The sequence below is a fragment of the Pseudomonas sp. P179 genome (assembly GCF_000478485.2).
Classification (GTDB): Bacteria; Pseudomonadota; Gammaproteobacteria; order Pseudomonadales; family Pseudomonadaceae; genus Pseudomonas; species Pseudomonas aeruginosa.
In genome coordinates this window covers 2161078-2178796 of sequence record NZ_KI517354.1, presented here as the reverse complement: position 1 = coordinate 2178796, position 17719 = coordinate 2161078, and the positions used below count along the sequence as shown (strand labels likewise).

Annotated in this window: 18 protein-coding genes; 4 read left to right on the top strand and 14 right to left on the bottom strand. The window is 67.0% G+C overall.

The genetic code is table 11. The features are described from left to right. Positions 1-39: 39 nt before the first annotated feature. Positions 40-1386 (bottom strand): lytic murein transglycosylase, encoded by a 1347-nt coding sequence (locus HMPREF1224_RS22625; RefSeq protein ID WP_003118255.1) that lies wholly within the window; start codon positions 1384-1386, stop codon positions 40-42. A 228-nt stretch (positions 1387-1614) separates the two neighbouring features. Between HMPREF1224_RS22625 and HMPREF1224_RS45635 the strand changes: the two genes are divergently transcribed. Further along, positions 1615-1833, top strand: a complete 219-nt coding sequence (locus HMPREF1224_RS45635; RefSeq protein ID WP_025271290.1) for a hypothetical protein — start codon at positions 1615-1617, stop codon at positions 1831-1833. Between the two features lie 115 nt (positions 1834-1948). Here the strand turns inward: HMPREF1224_RS45635 and arfA are convergent, their stop codons facing one another. From arfA to leuS, 4 genes are all read right to left on the bottom strand, one after another. Next, the gene (gene arfA, locus HMPREF1224_RS22615) at positions 1949-2101 is read right to left on the bottom strand and encodes an alternative ribosome-rescue factor A (protein ID WP_003093169.1); all 153 of its coding nucleotides are present in this window, start codon (positions 2099-2101) and stop codon (positions 1949-1951) included. Between the two features lie 91 nt (positions 2102-2192). Next, positions 2193-3230 carry a DNA polymerase III subunit delta gene (holA, locus tag HMPREF1224_RS22610; protein WP_003093168.1) on the bottom strand — a complete coding sequence of 346 codons (1038 nt, stop codon included), beginning with the start codon at positions 3228-3230 and terminating at the stop codon, positions 2193-2195. A 37-nt stretch (positions 3231-3267) separates the two neighbouring features. After that, positions 3268-3891 (bottom strand): LPS-assembly lipoprotein LptE, encoded by a 624-nt coding sequence (lptE, locus tag HMPREF1224_RS22605; RefSeq protein ID WP_010793414.1) that lies wholly within the window; start codon positions 3889-3891, stop codon positions 3268-3270. Positions 3892-3957: 66 nt separating this feature from the next. Continuing rightward, positions 3958-6579, bottom strand: coding sequence for a leucine--tRNA ligase (gene leuS / locus HMPREF1224_RS22600; RefSeq protein ID WP_003100324.1), 2622 nt, complete (start codon positions 6577-6579; stop codon positions 3958-3960). Positions 6580-6749: 170 nt separating this feature from the next. Between leuS and HMPREF1224_RS22595 the strand changes: the two genes are divergently transcribed. Together HMPREF1224_RS22595 and HMPREF1224_RS22590 are read left to right on the top strand one after the other, a co-directional pair. Next, the gene (locus HMPREF1224_RS22595) at positions 6750-7181 is read left to right on the top strand and encodes a hypothetical protein (protein ID WP_003114329.1); all 432 of its coding nucleotides are present in this window, start codon (positions 6750-6752) and stop codon (positions 7179-7181) included. Positions 7182-7253: 72 nt separating this feature from the next. Continuing rightward, positions 7254-8015: a YdcF family protein gene (locus HMPREF1224_RS22590; RefSeq protein ID WP_003100328.1), complete on the top strand. Its 762-nt coding sequence runs from the start codon at positions 7254-7256 to the stop codon at positions 8013-8015. Positions 8016-8064: 49 nt separating this feature from the next. Here HMPREF1224_RS22590 and lnt read toward each other — a convergent pair whose 3' ends face one another. The 5 genes from lnt to miaB form a co-directional block, all read right to left on the bottom strand. Beyond that, positions 8065-9600 carry an apolipoprotein N-acyltransferase gene (lnt, locus tag HMPREF1224_RS22585; protein ID WP_003118259.1) on the bottom strand — a complete coding sequence of 512 codons (1536 nt, stop codon included), beginning with the start codon at positions 9598-9600 and terminating at the stop codon, positions 8065-8067. 185 nt (positions 9601-9785) lie between these two features. After that, complete coding sequence (locus tag HMPREF1224_RS22580; RefSeq protein ID WP_003093161.1) at positions 9786-10625, bottom strand: HlyC/CorC family transporter; 840 nt, start codon at positions 10623-10625, stop codon at positions 9786-9788. Next, on the bottom strand, positions 10622-11104 hold the full coding sequence (gene ybeY / locus HMPREF1224_RS22575; RefSeq protein ID WP_003093160.1) for an rRNA maturation RNase YbeY: 483 nt from the start codon (positions 11102-11104) through the stop codon (positions 10622-10624). Before ybeY ends, HMPREF1224_RS22580 begins: the two co-directional genes overlap by 4 nt. Continuing rightward, positions 11094-12116 (bottom strand): PhoH family protein, encoded by a 1023-nt coding sequence (locus HMPREF1224_RS22570; protein ID WP_003093159.1) that lies wholly within the window; start codon positions 12114-12116, stop codon positions 11094-11096. Before HMPREF1224_RS22570 ends, ybeY begins: the two co-directional genes overlap by 11 nt. Positions 12117-12284: 168 nt before the next feature. Next, positions 12285-13625: a tRNA (N6-isopentenyl adenosine(37)-C2)-methylthiotransferase MiaB gene (gene miaB, locus HMPREF1224_RS22565; RefSeq protein ID WP_003093158.1), complete on the bottom strand. Its 1341-nt coding sequence runs from the start codon at positions 13623-13625 to the stop codon at positions 12285-12287. 128 nt (positions 13626-13753) lie between these two features. Here miaB and HMPREF1224_RS22560 point away from each other — a divergent pair, with 128 nt between their 5' ends. Next, a complete protein-coding gene (locus HMPREF1224_RS22560; RefSeq protein WP_003093157.1) occupies positions 13754-14086 on the top strand; it encodes a DUF1820 family protein in 333 nt (110 codons plus the stop codon). A gap of 15 nt (positions 14087-14101) precedes the next feature. On the opposite strand, the gene HMPREF1224_RS22555 is transcribed toward HMPREF1224_RS22560, so the two are convergent. The 4 genes from HMPREF1224_RS22555 to HMPREF1224_RS22540 all read right to left on the bottom strand — a co-directional run bounded on the left by HMPREF1224_RS22555 (position 14102) and on the right by HMPREF1224_RS22540 (position 17617). Continuing rightward, complete coding sequence (locus tag HMPREF1224_RS22555; RefSeq protein ID WP_003093155.1) at positions 14102-14650, bottom strand: tetratricopeptide repeat protein; 549 nt, start codon at positions 14648-14650, stop codon at positions 14102-14104. A 208-nt stretch (positions 14651-14858) separates the two neighbouring features. Beyond that, on the bottom strand, positions 14859-16142 hold the full coding sequence (gene hemL, locus HMPREF1224_RS22550) for a glutamate-1-semialdehyde 2,1-aminomutase (RefSeq protein ID WP_003093150.1): 1284 nt from the start codon (positions 16140-16142) through the stop codon (positions 14859-14861). Positions 16143-16179: 37 nt separating this feature from the next. After that, positions 16180-16809 carry a thiamine phosphate synthase gene (gene thiE, locus HMPREF1224_RS22545; RefSeq protein ID WP_003093148.1) on the bottom strand — a complete coding sequence of 210 codons (630 nt, stop codon included), beginning with the start codon at positions 16807-16809 and terminating at the stop codon, positions 16180-16182. Positions 16810-16819: 10 nt separating this feature from the next. After that, positions 16820-17617 carry a hydroxymethylpyrimidine/phosphomethylpyrimidine kinase gene (locus tag HMPREF1224_RS22540; protein WP_003100335.1) on the bottom strand — a complete coding sequence of 266 codons (798 nt, stop codon included), beginning with the start codon at positions 17615-17617 and terminating at the stop codon, positions 16820-16822. Between the last annotated feature and the right edge of the window lie 102 nt (positions 17618-17719).

Sequence of the window (17719 nt, the reverse complement as noted above, 5' to 3'; positions counted from 1 at the left end):
GTCGCGGCGGACGTGGGGTCGTAAGCTCCGCCGGTGGCCCTATGGCGTCCGCAGGCGGTCGAGCAGCGCCGGGGTCGGATAGCCGTCCGCCGGCCAGCCGAACTCCTGCTGGCAGGCGCGGATCGCCTTGCGCGTATTGGCGCCGATGATGCCATCCACCGCGCCCGGATCGTGTCCGCGGGCGGCCAGTTGCCGTTGCAGCTCGATGCGCTGCGAGCGGCTCAGCGGAACATCCTCCAGCGGCCAGGCGCCGACTATCCGGCCGCCGCCCTTGAAGCTGTCGGCGAGCAGGCCGACGGCCAGGGCGTAGGCGCTGGAGTTGTTGTACTTGAGGATGGCGCGGAAGTTGTGCAGCACCAGGAAGGCCGGGCCGCGGTGCCCGGCCGGCAGCAGCAGCGAGGCCTGTTCGCCGGAGAGTCCGGAGGGCAGGGGGCCGCCGTTGACGCCTTGTACGCCCATCCCTTGCCATTCGCCCAGGGGCTTGCGGATGGTGAGTTCCGCCAGGGAATAGTCGAAGCCTGCCGGCAGGCGGACTTCGAAACCCCAGGGTTGTCCGGCGATCCAGCCGGAGGCTTTCAGGTAGTTGGCGGTGGAGGCCAGGGCGTCGCCGGGCGAGCCCCAGATGTCACGCTTGCCGTCGCCGTCGAAGTCCACGGCATACTGGTTGTAGGTGGTCGGGATGAACTGGGTCTGGCCCATGGCGCCGGCCCAGGAGCCGATCATGAAGGAGGCCGGAACGTCGCCGTGCTGGAGAATCTTCAGGGCGGCGAGCAACTGGGCGTGGGCGAATTCCGGGCGGCGTCCTTCATAGGCGAGGGTCGCCAGGGAGCGGATCACGTTCTTGTTGCCCATGTGCGAACCGTAGTTGCTCTCCATGCCCCAGATCGCCACCACCGCATCCGCATCCACCGCATAGCGCGCGTCGACTTCGCCGAGGATGCGCGCATGCTGCGCCAGGCGCGCCTGGCCCTGGCGAACGCGCAGCGGATCGAGGGCGCCTTCCAGGTACTTCCATACCGGTCGGGTGAATTCCGGCTGGCTGCGGTCGGCTTCGACCACGGCGGGATCGGGCTGGACGCCGGCGAAGGCGCGATCGAAGGTCTGCGCATCGATTCCACCGGCCAGCGCCTGTTGACGGAAGGCGTCACGCCACTGTTCGAAGCTTTGCCCAGGCTGGGCCTCGTTCGGCGCGCCAGCGGGCACCGAGGCGGCCGGGCCGGCGCCGGAGAAGGGCGCCTTGGTCTGCAGGGGAGCGGCAGGCTGGTTGTATTCGACTGTCGGATTCTTCTGCGCGCAGGCGCTGGAGAGGCCAAGCCCCATGGCGACGACGGTGCTGCCCAGCAGCCCGCTCACCTTCAGCAGGGCGGATCGTTCGGGGTTACGCATTGCTCTCCTCAGCAGGGTCCTCGGGACGGGCCACCTTAGCACGCCGGCCAGGACGCGTCTGCCGTCGTTGGACGCGCCGGCAGGGCCCCGGGTTCGCCAATACGGTTCCATCGGCTTCGACATAGGTTCGGTCACTGTCGGGCGGCCAATGGTTTCGTCCGTACCGCTCCGCCGCCTGTCGAAGCCTCGCGGCGCACCCGAGTCGGGATCGGCGACGGGCCGCGCGGCATGCTCGAGGCCTTCGACTTCTTCTTCCTGGCCTTCGTTCTGCGCGACATGGCTACCCGCTTCGGCGTCGGCATCGAACGCCCGAGCCTGGTTGGTGCGCTGCAATGGCCAGAGGGTTGCCAGTCGGCCGCGCGGGATGTCGAGGCCGCGGATCATGATGGAGGAACCATTGGCTTTTCGCCCAACCCGATGGGGCCAGGGCTTGCGCGCCGACGATAGTGTGCCCATGGGCGGCAGGCTGGCGGTGGGGTTGGTCTTGTCGACGGGCTTCGGGCGGGGTAGGCGGGGCGCGTGGGTGAGGAGGGCGTTGCGGGAGGATGGACCAGCGGCTGTTTCAGGCCGCCATAACGAAAGAAGCCTCCCAGTTACGGGAGGCTTCGCGGCGGTAGCTGCCTTTGCCTTTCTTCGCCTGTTCCTGGCGGCTGCGGAACAGTGGCTGGGCGACCAGGGATTTGGCCTTGTTCGGCCGCTTGCTTTTCTTTGCCATGGCATAGGTCCTCGAAGGTGATCGGGCTGGCGCTCGCCAGCGCGCGCATCATCTGCCTGTCGCCGCGGATTGTCCAGTGCCGGTTGCGCCTTCAGGCTGCCGGCAGGCCGAGACGCTGGCCGGCGAGGCTCAGGGCGAGAAGCGAGAGACCGCTCCAGGGGCTGCCGGGTGCCTGTCCCTTGATCTGCGCGTCGATCAACTGGGCATCCCGCAGCATCTGGTTCCAGCGGCTGCTGGAGTGGCGTTGCAGGGCACGGGTCAGCAGCGGACGGCGCTTGTCCCAGACCGGCGGACGCGCCTGGGCGAAGGCTTTCTCCAGCGGGATGCCCTGGCCGTATTGCTGGGACAGACCAGCCAGCAGGCGGATCTCGCGGGCCAGGCCCCAGAGGATCACCGGCGGCTCGATGCCTTCGCCGCGCAGTCCTTCCAGGATGCGCAGGGCGTGGGCCGCTTCACCGCCAAGGGCAGCGTCGATCAGGCCGAAGACATCGAAGCGTGCGCTGTCGGCGACCGCGGCCTGTACGGTGGCGGCGTCGATCTGGTTGCCCTCGGCGAGCAGCTTGAGCTTTTCGATTTCCTGGGCGGCGGCGAGCAGGTTGCCTTCCACGCGCGCGGCGATCAGCTCCAGGGCTTCGGGGCTGGCGGACAGGCCGGCCTGGGACAGGCGCTGGCGAATCCACTGCGGCAACTGGTGGACGTCGACCGGCCAGACCTGGATGAACTGCGCGGCGTTGCCATCGATCAGGGCCTTGGCCCACTTGGTCTTCTGCGTGCTGCCATCGAGCTTGGGCAGACTGAGCAGGAGCACGGTGTCTTCCGGCGGCCGTTGCAGGTATTCCTGGAGAATCGCCGCGCCTTTGTCGCCGGGCTTGCCGGAGGGCAGGCGCAGTTCGATCAGGCGCTTCTCGGCGAACAGCGACAGGCTGGCGCCGGCCTCCAGCAGCAAGCCCCAATCGAAGTTGGCTTCGGCATTGAATACCTGGCGCTCGCCGAAGTCGCGCTCGCGGCAGGCCTGGCGAATGGCATCGCAGGCTTCCTGGCAGAGCAGCGGTTCATCGCCGCTGACGACATAGACGGGCGCCAGGGGGCCCTGGAGGTGCTTGGCGAGTTGCGCGGGAGTCAGCTTCATAGGAGAAGACGGGGCCGGCGAAACCGGCCCCGGGGCATCACGGGTTGGGGAACTCGATCGGCGACTGCTGCGGCTCGGCGGCGCGGCGCTGGCGCTCCGCCTCGTCGGCGGCGCGCAGGGCTTCGGCTTCCGCCTTGGCCTTGGCTTCTGCCTGGCGCTGGGCTTCGTCGAGTTGCGCCGGGGTCAGCGCCTGGAGGCGCATGGACAACTGCTGGATCAGGTCGCGCCGCATCTCGCTGCGCAGCTGCGCGGCTTCCTGGTCGGAACCGATCAGGTTGTTTTCGTCGTGCACGTAGACCTTCTGCACCTGTACCTGGTTGCTCATCAGGACCAGGTCGTTGGCGCCGACGATCTCGTAGTTGATCGTGTTGGTCAGCTCGAACTCCGCGCCGCGCGCGGAACCGGTGTAGCTGACGGTGCGCTGCTGGTTGTCCTCGCGGACCAGCACCAGGTGGTAGGGCGCGTTGCTGGTGACCTTCACGCCGCTGTTTTCCAGGGTTTCCTTCAGTTCGCGCACGGTCGGGCCGTAGGCGTTGCGCGCGGACACGTCGATTTCCTTGAGCGCGAATTGCGCATCGCCCAGGCCGCGCAGTTGGAAGCCGCAGGCGGCCAGCAGGGTGGTCATACCGATCAGCGCGGCGCTGGTCAGGATACGTTTCATCAAGCTTCCCTCACTCCTGTTGATCAGCGCCCCCGGATGGCCGGGGGCGTCCAATGGAATCGCGTATCAGTTGGCGACGATGTTGACCAGTTTGCCCGGTACCACGATGACCTTGCGGATGCTCAGGCCTTCGGTGAAACGCAGCACGTTCTCGTTGGCGCGCGCGGCGGCCTCGACATCCTCGCGGCTGGCGCTGGCGGCCACGTCGATGTGTCCGCGCAGCTTGCCGTTGACCTGCACCACCAGTTGCAGGGTGTCCTGCACCAGTGCGCTCTCGTCGACGCTCGGCCAGCGCGCATCGATCACCGCTTCGGCATGGCCGAGCTGGCCCCAGAGCACGTGGCAGATGTGCGGAGTGATGGGCGCCAGCAGCAGGACCACGGTTTCCAGGCCTTCCTGGATCAGGGCGCGGTCCTGGGCGTCCTGGTTAGGCGCCTTCTCCAGCACGTTCATCAGGGTCATCACCGCGGCGATGGCGGTGTTGAACTTGTGGTGCTGGCCGACATCCTGGCTGGCCTGCCTGATCGCCAGGTGGATGGCGCGGCGGACCTGCTTCTGCGCGTCGCTCAGGGCGGCGACGTCCAGCGCGCCGGGGAGGCCGGCGCTGACGTGGGCGTGAGCCAGGCGCCAGACGCGGCGGAGGAAGCGGTTGGCGCCCTCGACGCCGGCGTCCGACCACTCCAGGCTCATGTCCGGCGGCGAGGCGAACATCATGAACAGGCGGCAGGTATCGGCACCGTACTGGTCGATCATCGATTGCGGGTCGACGCCGTTGTTCTTCGACTTCGACATCTTCTCGGTGCCGCCGATCTCGACCGGCTGGCCGTCGCTCTTCAGGCGCGCGCCGACGACCTTGGCCTTGGCGTCACGCTCGACCTCGACGTCGGCCGGGTTGAACCAGTCCTTGCCGCCGTTGGCGGTGGTCCGGTAGTAGGTATCGGCGACCACCATGCCCTGGGTCAGCAGGTTCTTGAACGGTTCGTCGCTGCCGACCAGGCCTTCGTCGCGCATCAGCTTGTGGAAGAAGCGCGCATAGAGCAGGTGCAGGATGGCGTGCTCGATGCCGCCGATGTACTGGTCGACCGGCAGCCAGTAGTCGGCCGCCTTCCTGTCCAGCATGCCGCCTTCGAACTGCGGGCAGGCGTAGCGGGCGAAATACCAGGACGACTCGACGAAGGTGTCCATGGTGTCGGTTTCGCGCTTGGCCGGCTGGCCGCATTTCGGGCAGTTGCATTCGTAGAATTCCGGCATCTTCGCCAGCGGCGAACCGGAGCCGTCCGGTACCACGTCTTCCGGCAGCACCACCGGCAACTGGTCGGCCGGCACCGGGACGTCGCCGCAAGCCTCGCAGTGGATGATCGGGATCGGGCAGCCCCAGTAGCGCTGGCGGCTGATGCCCCAGTCGCGCAGGCGGAACTGGGTGCGCGCCTGGCCCAGGCCCTTGGCCTCGAGGTCGGCGCCGATGGCGTCGAAGGCGGCCTGGTAGCCGAGGTTGTCGTACTTGCCGGAGTTGACGGTGAGCACGGACTCGTCCTTGGCGCCGTACCACTCCTTCCAGACGCTGGACTCGAAGTCGTTGTCGCCCTCGACCTTGGCGATCACCTGGCGGATCGGCAGGCCGTACTTGTTGGCGAACTCGAAGTCGCGCTCGTCATGGCCGGGCACCGCCATCACCGCGCCTTCGCCGTAGTTCATCAGCACGTAGTTGGCGACCCATACCGGCAGCTTGTCGCCGGTCAGCGGGTGTTCGACGAACAGGGAAGTGGCCATGCCTTTCTTCTCCTGGGTGGCGATGTCGGCCTCGGCGACGCCGCCGCGCTTGCATTCGTCGATGAACGCCTGCAACTGCGGGTCGTTCTGCGCTGCCTGGGTGGCCAGCGGGTGTTCGGCGGCGACGGCGACGTAGGTGGCGCCCATCAGGGTGTCCGGACGGGTGGTGAACACCTTCAGTTGGCCGGCGTGGCCGATGGAGGCCTGGTCGTAGGGGAAGCCGATCTCCATCCCGCGCGACTTGCCGATCCAGTTGCGCTGCATGGTCTTCACCTGCTCCGGCCAGCCGGGCAGGTTGTCGAGGCTCTCCAGCAGTTCCTCGGCGTAGGCGGTGATCTTGAAGTAGTACATCGGGATCTCGCGCTTCTCGATCAGCGCGCCGGAGCGCCAGCCGCGCCCGTCGATCACCTGCTCGTTGGCGAGTACGGTCTGGTCGACCGGATCCCAGTTGACCGTGCCGTTCTTGCGGTAGATCACCCCTTTTTCGAACAGGCGGGTGAACAGCCACTGCTCCCAGCGGTAGTAGTCCGGCTTGCAGGTGGTGACCTCGCGGCTCCAGTCGATCGCCAGGCCGAGGCTGTCCAGCTGCGACTTCATGTAGGCGATGTTGTCGTAGGTCCAGGCCGCCGGGGCGACGTTGTTCTTCATCGCGGCGTTTTCCGCCGGCATGCCGAACGCGTCCCAGCCCATCGGCTGCAGCACGTTGCGGCCCTGCATGCGGTGGTAGCGGCTGATCACGTCGCCGATGGTGTAGTTGCGCACGTGGCCCATGTGCAGCTTGCCGCTCGGATACGGGAACATCGACAGGCAGTAGAACTTCTCCTTGTCGGGTAGCTCCCTGACGAGGAAGGACTGGTGTTCTTTCCAGTAGTTCTGGGCCTGGGTTTCGATCTCGAGTGGCTGATATTGCTCGTGCATGGCGCTACTTAGACGTGACTGTTCGAAAGCCTCGTAGCATACATGACCCCCACTCCTGTCGATAGCCCGCGCCGTTTGTCGCCGGGGGCGGTTCAGCCGAACGGGAACGCTAAGCTTGCCCTATGGGCCGTCGATGGCTGGCTGCCCAGTGGTACCTTCAGAGGTGTTCGATGGCTGAGCTGCAACGCGCGAGTGTGACGGGAGGTGGGCTGTACGAGAGGCTGCTGCAGCGTCTCGCCCTGGCTCTGGATGAAGCGGATACGGCCGAGCGCCTGCGTGACGAGCATCCCACGGAGCTTGAGTTGCGTGGTTTGAGCGAAGCGGAGATGGGGCTGATACGCGCCTATCTCGACCAGGACCTGCACTGGTTGCGCGGCTGGCATGCGGCCGCCGAGGAGCTGGCGCTGCTCGAGCGCCAGCCCGGCAGGACACCCCGGCCGCCCCGGCCGCAACCGCCGGCGCCCCGTCGCCACGTCTCGTTGAAACAGCGGCAACTGCTCTGTGCGCTCTGCGGTGCGCCGGTGCAGTGGAGCAAGGGGCATGGCGTGTTGCCGTGCGGCCATTGCGGCTCGCAACTGTTCCGTTCGGGCAACGGCCGCTAGGGTCTCTTTCCGGGAAGTTTCGCCAGGCGTCGCGCAATCCTTTAGATTGCCTCTTCCGACAGGGAGGGGGCGATGCCGATCCGTTATTTCTTCAAGCAACTTCTGCTGCCGCCGGGCGGCCTGTTGCTGCTGCTGTTTTTCGCTTTCTGGTGGCGCACCAGCCGACCGAGGCTGGCGCGGCTGTGCGGTGTCTGCGGGTTCTTCGGTCTGTGGCTGATGAGCATGCCGCTCAGCGTGGAGTGGATGGCGCGCTGGCTCGAAAGCGAACCGGCCCTGCTGGCGGAGGATCTGCCGGGCCTGGCGCAGCGCGCCGACGCCATCGTCATCCTCGGTGCCGGCCGGCAGACCAACGACCCGGCCTGGGGCGACGATGCGCCGAGCCTGCTGGCGGCCGAGCGGCTGCGCTATGCCGCGCGGCTGGCCAAGACCTCGGCGCTGCCGGTACTGATCAGCGGCGGGTTGCATTACGGACGCCCGCCCAGCGAGGCGGCGCTGATGGCCAATGCCCTGTTGCAGGACTTCGGCGTGCCGACGCGCTGGCAGGAAGGTCTCAGCCGTACCACCTGGGAAAACGCCACCCTGAGCGCCCCGCAGTTGCGCGAGGCCGGCGTGCGCCGGGTGGTGCTGGTGACCCAGGCCTGGCACATGCAGCGGGCACGCTGGAGCTTCGAGCGCCAGGGGTTCGAGGTGATCCCGGCGCCGGTCGGCTTCCTCGGCGGGGCCAACCTGCGGCCCTTCGGCGGCTGGCTGCCGGAAGCGCAGGCCTTCTGGCAGAGCGGCATGCTGCTGAACGAGGCGATCGGCCTGGTCGGCTATCGCCTGTTCTACCGCTGAGACGCAACCGGCGCCGCAGGGGCGCCGGTCTTTCCAGGAGGGGCTGGTTTCAGCCGAACAGGCGTCGCTCCTGCGGACGCAACTGGCGGCCGAGCAGAGCCCATAGCAGCAGCACGCCGGCCAACCCGGCCAGCGGCCAGACGCGGTATTGCAGATAGGGCGTCAGGCCCTGCATGGGAATCACCTCGCCGCGCAGGATGCCCTGCTGGAACTGCGGGATCTGCCGGACGATCCGGCCATAGGGATCGATCAGGCCGGTGACGCCGTTGTTGGTCGCGCGGATCATCCAGCGACCGCTTTCCAGGGCGCGCATCTGTGCCATCTGCAGGTGCTGCAAAGGGCCTATGGAAGTGCCGAACCAGGTGTCGTTGCTCACTGTCAGCAACACCTGGCTCTGCGCCGCGAGCGCGGCGGCGAACTCCGGGTAGACCACTTCGTAGCAGATATACGGGGCGATCTGGTAGCCCTTGGCCTTGAGCAGCGGCTGGTCGGCCGGACCGCGAGCGAAGTCGGACATCGGCAGGTCGAAGAAGGCGATCAGGCCGCGCAGCAGGTCCTGCAGCGGCACGTACTCGCCGAACGGCACCAGCTTCTGCTTGAGGTAGGTGCCCGCGCCTTCGCCGACCACGGTGATGCCGTTGAAGTAGCGACTCTTGCCGTCGGCGAGACGTTCGCGCACCGGGACCCCGGTGATCAGCGCGGCGTTCTTCTCGTCGGCGACCTGGCCCATGGCGCCGAGGTAGCCGCTGGCCATGTCCTGGAGAATCGGCACCGCGGTTTCCGGCCAGACGATCAGGTCGACGTCCTGCTGCGGCAGGCTCAGGTCGCGGTAGAGGTCGAGTTGCGCGCGGACCTGATTCGGGTCCCATTTCAGCTCCTGGGCGATGTTGCCCTGGATCGCCACTACCCTCAGCGGTTCGCCGGCCGAATGGGTCCAGGCGTGGCCCTTGAGATAGAGGCCGGCCGCCCACGGGCCGAGCAGCAGGACCAGCCCCAGAAGCAGGCTGGCACCGTGCGGGAAGAGGCGCGGCAGGTTCACCAGCAGGGCCGCGCTGAGGGCGATGACGAAGGAGGACAGCCATACGCCGCCCACCGGTACCAGCCCGGCCAGCGGTCCCTGCAACTGGCTATAGCCGGCGTAGAGCCAGGGGAAACCGGTAAGGAACCAACTGCGGAACAGCTCCAGTGCCAGCCACAGGGCGGCGAACGCCAGGGCGTCGCCCAGCGGCGCGTTGTCGCGGCGCAGGCAGCGCGCCCACAGCCAGGCCGGCAGGGCGAAGAAGAAGGCGACGCCGGCGGTGAAGCCGAGCATGAGGAGGCTTGCCAGCGGCACCGAGGCGGCGCCGTAGTCATGGATACTGACGTAGATCCAGCTGGTGCCGGCGCCGAACGCGCCGAAACCGTACCACCAGCCGCGCCACAGGGCGGACTTGCCGGGAAGGCCGCGCAAGCCGAGATAGAGCAGGGCGATCGAGAGGATCGCCAGCGGCCAGTAGTCGAAGGGCGCCAGGGCCAGGGGTGTGAGCGCGCCTGCGGCGAGTGCCAGCAGGTGTCCGGGCCAGCCGGGACGAGAAATCCAACGCATCGAATGTCCTTAGAGCCTGTTCAATGTCCGACTGCGCAGACCGGGGCCGCCTTCGGCTGCCGGACGGCAACGTCCGCGGCGACAGGGGAGTCTGGCGCAAGGCGCAAGAGTAAAGGAGGGGCTGGCGAGACGCCAGAAGGACGGCGCGGGAAGATGCCCCCTCCGCCGCGGCGGAGGGGGCGCGCTCAGTTCTGCAGGGGAGACAGGCGCAGCAGATGGACGCGGCGGCTGTCGGCGTTGAGTACGCGGAAACGGAACTCGCCCAGCTCGACCACTTCGTTGCGCTTGGGCAGGTGGCCGAAGGCGCTCATCACCAGGCCGCCCACGGTATCGAATTCCTCGTCAGAGAATTCCGAGCCGAAGAAGTCGTTGAAGGCGTCCACGGGGGTCAGCGCCTTGACGATGAAATCGCCGCTGGGCAGCGGCTTGATGTAGCTGTCCTCCTCGACGTCGTGCTCGTCCTCGATATCACCGACGATCTGTTCCAGCACGTCCTCGATGGTCACCAGGCCGGCCACGCCGCCGTATTCGTCGATGACGATGGCCATGTGGTTGCGGTTGGCGCGGAATTCGCGGAGCAGCACGTTGAGGCGCTTGGATTCGGGGACGAAGGTAGCCGGACGCAGCAGTTCCTTGATGTCGAAGGGACGCTCGTCGTTGTGCAGGATCAGTGGCAGGAGGTCCTTGGCCAGCAGTACGCCCATGACGTCGTCGAGGCTTTCGCCGACCACCGGGTAGCGCGAGTGGGCGGCTTCGATGATGGCCGGAAGGAATTCCTTCGGCGTCTGGGTCGAGCGGATGCTCATCATCTGCGAGCGCGGCACCATGATGTCGCGCACCTGCAGGTCGGCGACCTGGATCGCCCCCTCGACGATGGACAGCGCCTCGCTGTCCAGCAGCTTGTTGTCGTGGGCATCGCGCAGCAGCTCGAGGAGCTCCTGGCGGTTTCTCGGCTCGTGGGCAAAAGCCTGGGTGATCTTGTCCAGCCAGGACTTGTGCCCGTTGCTCGATCGGTCTTCGCTCATTTTTCCTTGCTCGGTGGCTCTTCGTCGTCGCAGGCGTACGGATCGGGATGACCCAGTTCCGCCAGCAATTCACGTTCCAGTGTTTCCATTTCTTCCGCTTCGGCGTCGTCGATGTGGTCGTAGCCGAGCAGGTGCAGGCAGCCGTGGATCACCAGGTGGGCCCAGTGGGCCTGCAACGGCTTGCGCTGTTCCAGGGCTTCGCGGGCGACCACCGGGGCGCAGATCACCAGGTCGCCGAGCAGCGGGATATCGAGAAGCTCGTCCGGGACATCGGCGGGGAAGGACAGCACGTTGGTCGCGTAGTCCTTGTGCCGGTAGGTGCTGTTCAGTTCCAGGCCTTCGGCCTCGTCCACCAGGCGGATGGTCAGCTCCGACTCCGGACGCTGGCGCAGGGCCAGTTCGCACCAGGCGCGGAACTGCGCTTCGGAGGGCAGGTCCGGGGCGGCGCTGGCGACCTGCAGGTCGAGCTCAAGCGGCATCGTGACCGCCCTTGCCCGTTCCCTCGACCGGCCGCACCTGGCCTTGCTGGCGGCTCTCGTGACGCTCGTAGGCTTCGACGATACGCTGCACCAGCGGGTGGCGGACCACATCCTTGGGCTTGAAGTGGGTGAAGCTGATGCCGGGGACGTCCTGCAGGACCTCGATCACGTGCTTGAGGCCGGAGCGGGTGCCGCGGGGCAGGTCGACCTGGGTGACGTCGCCGGTGATCACCGCGGTGGAGCCGAAGCCGATCCGGGTGAGGAACATCTTCATCTGCTCGACTGTGGTGTTCTGGCTCTCGTCGAGGATGATGAAGCTGTTGTTCAGCGTGCGCCCGCGCATGTAGGCCAGCGGCGCGACCTCGATGACGTTGCGCTCGATCAGCTTGGCCACGTGTTCGAAGCCGAGCATCTCGTAGAGCGCGTCGTAGAGCGGGCGAAGGTAGGGGTCGATCTTCTGCGACAGATCGCCGGGAAGGAAACCGAGCTTCTCGCCGGCCTCGACCGCCGGGCGCACCAGCAGGATGCGGCGGATCTGCTCGCGCTCCAGGGCGTCGACGGCGCAGGCCACGGCGAGATAGGTCTTGCCGGTGCCGGCCGGGCCGATGCCGAAGTTGATGTCGTGGTCGAGGATCGCCTTGACGTAGCGCTGCTGGTTGGCGCCGCGCGGGCGGATGTGCGCCTTGCGCGATTTCAGGGTGACCTGCGGCGCGCTCTGCAATTCCTCGAGGTCTTCCAGGCCGGACTCCTGCAGGTACAGGTGCACGGTGTCGGGAGTGAGATCGGTGCCGTTCTGCGCCTCGCGGTAGAGACGCTGCAGCAGGCGTTCGGCAACCTTGGTCCGGCGCGGTTCGCCGGCCAGTTCGAACTGGTTGCCGCGGTTGCGGATCTCGATGTCGAGGCGTTTCTCGATCTGGTGGAGATGCTCGTCGAACTGCCCGCAAAGTGTCGCGAAGCTGCGGGCGTCGAACGGCTCGAGGATAAAGCGATGAAGTTCCTGGGGGGCGTTCAAGGTGTTCTGTCGTACTCGCCAGTGGCTGATTGATAGGGAAGAGAATAACCGCTGGATATCGTCGCGCAAAGTTGCCGTATCGCGGCGGCGCTTTCCCGGTTCCCGCTGAAACGTTGGTGCACCGTGGCGGCGGGAAGGTTCAGCGAGCCCGCCGTACGGTCGTCGGCCTCAATGCAGGGTGCTGTCGATCAGGGTACCGCGCAGCGAGTGCGGCAGCGCGTCGTCGATGTGCACCTGGGCGAACTGGCCGATCAGGCGTGGATTGTCGCAGCGGAAGTTGACGATCCGGTTGTTCTCGGTGCGCCCCTGGAGCATGCCCGGGTCCTTCTTCGAGAAGTCGGTGACCAGGATCCGCTGGGTGCTGCCGACCATGCGCCGGCTGATCTCGTAGCCTTGCTGGTGGATGCGGCTCTGGAGGATCTGCAGGCGCTGTTTCTTCACTTCTTCCGGCAGGTCGTCGGCGAGGTCGGCGGCGGGCGTGCCGGGCCGCGCGCTGTAGATGAAGGAGAAGGAGAAATCGAAGCCGACGTCCTCCACCAGCTTCATGGTCTGCTCGAAGTCCTTCTCGGTTTCGCCGGGGAAACCGACGATGAAGTCGGAGCTGATGCAGATGTCCGGTACCGCGGCCTTCAGCTTGCGGATACGCGACTTGTATTCCAGCACGGTATGGTTGCGCTTCATCGCCGCCAGCACGCGGTCGGAGCCCGACTGCACCGGCAGGTGGATGAATTTCACCAGCTCCGGCACCTCGGCGTGGGCCTGGATCAGCGCGTCGGAGAATTCCAGCGGGTGCGAGGTGGTATAGCGGATGCGCTCGATACCGTCGACGGCGGCGACCACCCGCAGCAGTTCGGCGAAGTCGGCCAGGCGGCCATCGTGGGTCAGGCCGCGGAAGCCGTTGACGTTCTGTCCCAGCAGGGTGACTTCGCGGACGCCGTTCTCGGCCAGGTGGATCACTTCGGCGATCACGTCGTCGAATGGTCGGCTGACTTCCTCGCCGCGGGTGTAGGGCACCACGCAGAAGCTGCAGTACTTGCTGCAGCCTTCCATCACCGAGACGAAGGCGGTGGGGCCATCGACCCGCGGTTCCGGCAGGCGGTCGAATTTCTCGATTTCCGGGAAGGACACGTCGACCTGCGGCTTGCGCGTGCTGCGCGCGGCGTCGATCATTTCCGGCAGGCGGTGCAGGGTCTGCGGGCCGAAGACCACGTCGACATAGGGCGCGCGCTCACGGATCGCGGCGCCTTCCTGGCTGGCCACGCAGCCGCCGACGCCGATCACCAGGTCGGGATTCTGCTGCTTCAGCTCGCGCCACATGCCGAGCTTGGAAAACACCTTTTCCTGGGCCTTCTCGCGGATCGAGCAGGTATTGAGCAGGATGACGTCGGCCTCGGCGGCGTTTTCGGTCACCTCGAGGGCTTGGTGTTCACCGAGCAGGTCCGCCATTCGCGACGAGTCGTACTCGTTCATCTGGCAGCCGTGGGTTTCGATGAAAAGCTTCTTGGCCATGCGCTTCGTCGGACAGTTCGAAAAGGACCGCGCATTATAGAGGGCGGGGCCCCCGGTTCCTAGCGTTGCTGGCCGAAAGGCTGTGCTATGATTCGCGCCCTTCATTTTCCGGCATTGCTTTCCCCGCCATGAACAAGCGCGAAAACCCCATCTACAAGGTGATTTTCCTCAACCAGGGCCAGGTCTTCGAGATGTATGCCAAGCAGATCTACCAGAGCGATCTGTGGGGCTTCCTGGAAATCGAGGAGTTCGTCTTCGGCGAGCGCACCCAGGTGGTGGTGGACCCCAGCGAGGAGAAGCTCAAGGCGCAGTTCGAAGGCGTTCTGCGCAGCTTCGTGCCGATGCACGCGATCGTCCGCATCGACGAGGTCGAGCGCCTGGGTACGCCGAAGATCAGCGAGGCCAAGGGCGCGGGCAACGTCATGCCGTTCCCCATGCCGATGCCCGGCAAGAGCGACTGATTCGCGAAAGGGACGTCAGGGCAGCGGCGCGAAGGGCGTGACGCCGCCGGCAGTCTGCAGTTCGATCAGGTAGTTGCGGAAGATCTGCCCCAGCACCCGGGTGGCGATGTCCAGTTCGTCGCGGTTCATCTGCTCGGCTACTAGGTCGGCGCTGTCCAGGGCGTCCTCGGCGCCGTTCACCGCTGCCATCTTCAGCACGATGTAGGCCTGTACGTTGTTCGCCGGAACCCCTTCGCCACGGAAGAACATGGTGCCGAGGTGGTACTGGGCCTGGGCATGGCCCTGTAGCGAGGCTTTCTCGAACCAGTTGAGGGCGGCCTGGAGGTCGCGCGGGATGCGCTCGCCGTCGTAGAAGAATTCGCCCAGTTCGTATTGCGCCTCGGCGTCGCCGCCATTGGCGACCTGCTGGCAGGCGGCGAGCGCCTGCTGCAATTCTTCGGGAACGGTGTTCAGCGCGCAGCGGCCGGTCGCTGGAATCAGCAACGAGTTGCCTCCCGCCTGCGCGAGCAGCGGCTGGAGGATCAACAGGCAACCCAGGGCGAGGGTGCGGCCGGTACGGAACATGAGGGGAAGACACCTCCTGGATCGGGGCGGGCAAGGGCTGCCCGGCCAACGAAATGCGCTGACCCTCACATTATGAAATAAGCCGACGCCTCCTTACAAAGTCTTTACTGTCTTTTCGGGAACTTTGTCGGCGCGTTTATGCATTTCGGCTAGGAAGGCGTTCCGGCGGGGAGGAGGGCGGCGCCCGGGAAGGGCGCCGCGAAGAGGGTCATTTCAGCGCGGCGAAGGCTTTTTCGGCGGCGTTCAGCGTGATTTCCAGCTCCTTGTCGCCATGGGCGATGGAGGTGAAGCCGGCCTCGAAGGCGCTAGGCGCAAGGTACACGCCACCGTCGAGCATCAGGTGGAAGAAGCGCTTGAAGCGTTCGACGTCGCTGGCCATCACGTCCTCGAAGGTGACGATGGCGTCGGCACCGCTGAAGTACAGGCCGAACATGCCGCCCGCCTGGGTGGTGACGAAGGGGATGCCGGCGGCGTCCGCGCGCTGTTGCAGGCCGTCGAGCATGCGCGTGGTGTAGGCGGTCAGTTCGTCGTGGAAACCGGGGCGGCTGATCAGGCGCAGGGTGGTCAGGCCGGCGGCCATCGCCAGCGGGTTGCCCGAGAGCGTGCCGGCCTGGTAGACCGGGCCCAGCGGGGAAATCTGCTGCATGATCTCGCGCTTGCCGCCGAAGGCGCCCACCGGCATGCCGCCGCCGATGATCTTGCCGAAGGTCGACAGGTCCGGGGTGACCCCGTAGTAGGCCTGGGCGCCGCCGAGGGCGACACGGAAGCCGGTCATCACTTCGTCGAAGATCAGCACCACGCCGTGTTCGTCGCAGGCTTCACGCAGGCCTTCGAGGAAGCCCGGCGCCGGCGGCACGCAGTTCATGTTGCCGGCAACCGGCTCGACGATGATGCAGGCGACCTCCTTGCCGACTTCGCCCAGGGTCTTGCGCACCGCCTCGATGTCGTTGAACGGCAGGGTCAGGGTGTGCTTGGCGAAGGCCGCCGGAACGCCCGGGGAGTTCGGCACGCCGAAGGTCAGGGCGCCGGAGCCGGCCTTCACCAGCAGGCTGTCGGAGTGGCCGTGGTAGCAGCCTTCGAACTTGATGATGCTGTCGCGCCCGGTGTAGCCGCGGGCCAGACGGATGGCGCTCATGGTCGCCTCGGTGCCGGAGCTGACCATGCGCACCATCTCCATCGACGGCACCATGGAGCAGACCAGGTCGGCCATTTCCACTTCCAGCGCGGTCGGCGCGCCATAGGACAGACCGTGGTCGAGCTGCCGGCGCACCGCGTCGAGCACGTCCGGATGGCTGTGGCCGAGGATCATCGGGCCCCAGGAGCCGACATAGTCCACGTAGCGCTTGTCGTCCTCGTCCAGTACATAGGCGCCTTCGGCGTGCTTGAAGAACAGCGGGGTGCCGCCGACGCTCTTGAAGGCGCGCACCGGGGAGTTGACCCCGCCGGGAATGTGTTTCTGGGCGTTGTTGAACAGCGTTTCGGAACGGGACATGGCTAGCTCTCTATCTCTCGGGCGAGGCGCGGAGGCGTCAGGCAGGTTCGAACAGGGCGCTGAAGGCGCGGGCGCGGCGTTCCACCTCGGCGGCGGACGCGGCGGCGAACAGCGCATGGATCACGGCGACCAGATCGACGCCGCGGGCGATCAGGCCGGGCGCGGTGTCGAGGCTGATGCCGCCGATGGCGGTGATCGGCAGGTGCAGGCGCGGCCGGGCCTGGTCGAGCAGTTCGACGCTGGCGGCGGGGGCGCCGGGTTTGGTGCTGGAATTGAAGAAGCGGCCGAAGGCGACGTAGCTGGCGCCCTCGGCCACCGCCTGCTCGGCCAGTTCCAGTTGGGCGTGGCAGGTGGCGCCGATGATCGCCTGGCGGCCGAGCAGGGCGCGCGCCGCCGACAGCGAACCGTCGGTCTGGCCGAGGTGCAGGCCGACGCCCAGGCGCGCGGCGAGTTCGGCGTCGTCGTTGACGATCAACTGCGCGCCGTGGCGTTCGCAGAGTTCGCGCAGGCTTTCCGCCTCGCGCAGGCGCCGCGCCTGGTCGCTGGATTTGTCGCGGTATTGCAGCAGGCGCGCGCCTCCGCGGAGCGCGGCTTCGACGTAGGGCAGCAGGCGGCCGTCGTCCAGTAGCTGGCTATCGGTGATGGCGTACAGGCCGCGCAGTTTCATCGGCTGGCTCTCAGTGACAGAAGTCGGTGGGCAGGCGGCGCGGCACGTATTGGCCGTGGCCCGGACTCTCGGCGTCGCGCAGGGTCCGCCAGGTGTAGTCGAGGGCGCTCTGCACGGCGCCGTGCAGCGCTTCGCCGAGGGCGATGCGACCGGCCAGGGCGCTGGCCAGGGTGCAGCCGGAGCCATGGTAGCTGCCGGGCAGGCGCTGGCAGGTGAAGGTGCGGCGGCTGCCGTCGCGGCTGTACAGGCGATTGTGCACTTCGCTTTCGTCGCCGTGTCCGCCGGTGATCAACAGGTGCTCGCAGTGTTCCAGCAGGCGCTCGGCGCACTGGTCGGCGCTGCCCTCGGGCAGGTCGGCGAGCAGGCGCGCTTCCGGCAGGTTCGGCGTGGCGATGGTGGCGCGCGGCAGCAGCCGCTCGCGCATGGCGAAGCCGACGTCGCCCTTGCCCAGCGCACCGCCGCCGCCGGCGCGCAGCACCGGATCGCAGACCACCGGCAAGTGCGGGTGGGCGGCGAGGATCTCGGCCACCGTGTCGACCATCTCCAGCGAACCGAGCATACCCAGCTTGACCGCCGCGACGGGCAGGTCGGCGAGTACGGCGTTGGCCTGGGCCAGCACCCACTCCCGGTCGAGGACGCGGAAGTCGCTGACGTTGACGGTGTCCTGCACGGTCAGCGCGGTGACCGCCGGGGCGGCGTGGCAGCCCTGGGCGAGCAGGGCTTCGATGTCGGCTTGCAGTCCGGCGCCACCACTGGGGTCGTGACCGGACAGGCAGAGCACTACGGGGCGGGAAGTCGGTGTTTTCATGGCGCGTGAGCTTACCACTAAAAGGGCTTCGTGGCGGCTGCGCGGACGACCTTTCGGGCGCCGCGCCCGGGCCCTGCGTGACACGTCCCGGGCCTGACGTGG

Coding starts and splice junctions, on each gene's coding strand:
- HMPREF1224_RS22625 (WP_003118255.1), bottom strand. CDS start 1,386: ATGCGTAACCCCGAACGATCCGCCCTGCTGAAGGTGAGCGGGCTGCTG.
- HMPREF1224_RS45635 (WP_025271290.1), top strand. CDS start 1,615: ATGCTCGAGGCCTTCGACTTCTTCTTCCTGGCCTTCGTTCTGCGCGAC.
- arfA (WP_003093169.1), bottom strand. CDS start 2,101: ATGGCAAAGAAAAGCAAGCGGCCGAACAAGGCCAAATCCCTGGTCGCC.
- holA (WP_003093168.1), bottom strand. CDS start 3,230: ATGAAGCTGACTCCCGCGCAACTCGCCAAGCACCTCCAGGGCCCCCTG.
- lptE (WP_010793414.1), bottom strand. CDS start 3,891: ATGAAACGTATCCTGACCAGCGCCGCGCTGATCGGTATGACCACCCTG.
- leuS (WP_003100324.1), bottom strand. CDS start 6,579: ATGCACGAGCAATATCAGCCACTCGAGATCGAAACCCAGGCCCAGAAC.
- HMPREF1224_RS22595 (WP_003114329.1), top strand. CDS start 6,750: ATGGCTGAGCTGCAACGCGCGAGTGTGACGGGAGGTGGGCTGTACGAG.
- HMPREF1224_RS22590 (WP_003100328.1), top strand. CDS start 7,254: ATGCCGATCCGTTATTTCTTCAAGCAACTTCTGCTGCCGCCGGGCGGC.
- lnt (WP_003118259.1), bottom strand. CDS start 9,600: ATGCGTTGGATTTCTCGTCCCGGCTGGCCCGGACACCTGCTGGCACTC.
- HMPREF1224_RS22580 (WP_003093161.1), bottom strand. CDS start 10,625: ATGAGCGAAGACCGATCGAGCAACGGGCACAAGTCCTGGCTGGACAAG.
- ybeY (WP_003093160.1), bottom strand. CDS start 11,104: ATGCCGCTTGAGCTCGACCTGCAGGTCGCCAGCGCCGCCCCGGACCTG.
- miaB (WP_003093158.1), bottom strand. CDS start 13,625: ATGGCCAAGAAGCTTTTCATCGAAACCCACGGCTGCCAGATGAACGAG.
- HMPREF1224_RS22560 (WP_003093157.1), top strand. CDS start 13,754: ATGAACAAGCGCGAAAACCCCATCTACAAGGTGATTTTCCTCAACCAG.
- HMPREF1224_RS22555 (WP_003093155.1), bottom strand. CDS start 14,650: ATGTTCCGTACCGGCCGCACCCTCGCCCTGGGTTGCCTGTTGATCCTC.
- hemL (WP_003093150.1), bottom strand. CDS start 16,142: ATGTCCCGTTCCGAAACGCTGTTCAACAACGCCCAGAAACACATTCCC.
- thiE (WP_003093148.1), bottom strand. CDS start 16,809: ATGAAACTGCGCGGCCTGTACGCCATCACCGATAGCCAGCTACTGGAC.
- HMPREF1224_RS22540 (WP_003100335.1), bottom strand. CDS start 17,617: ATGAAAACACCGACTTCCCGCCCCGTAGTGCTCTGCCTGTCCGGTCAC.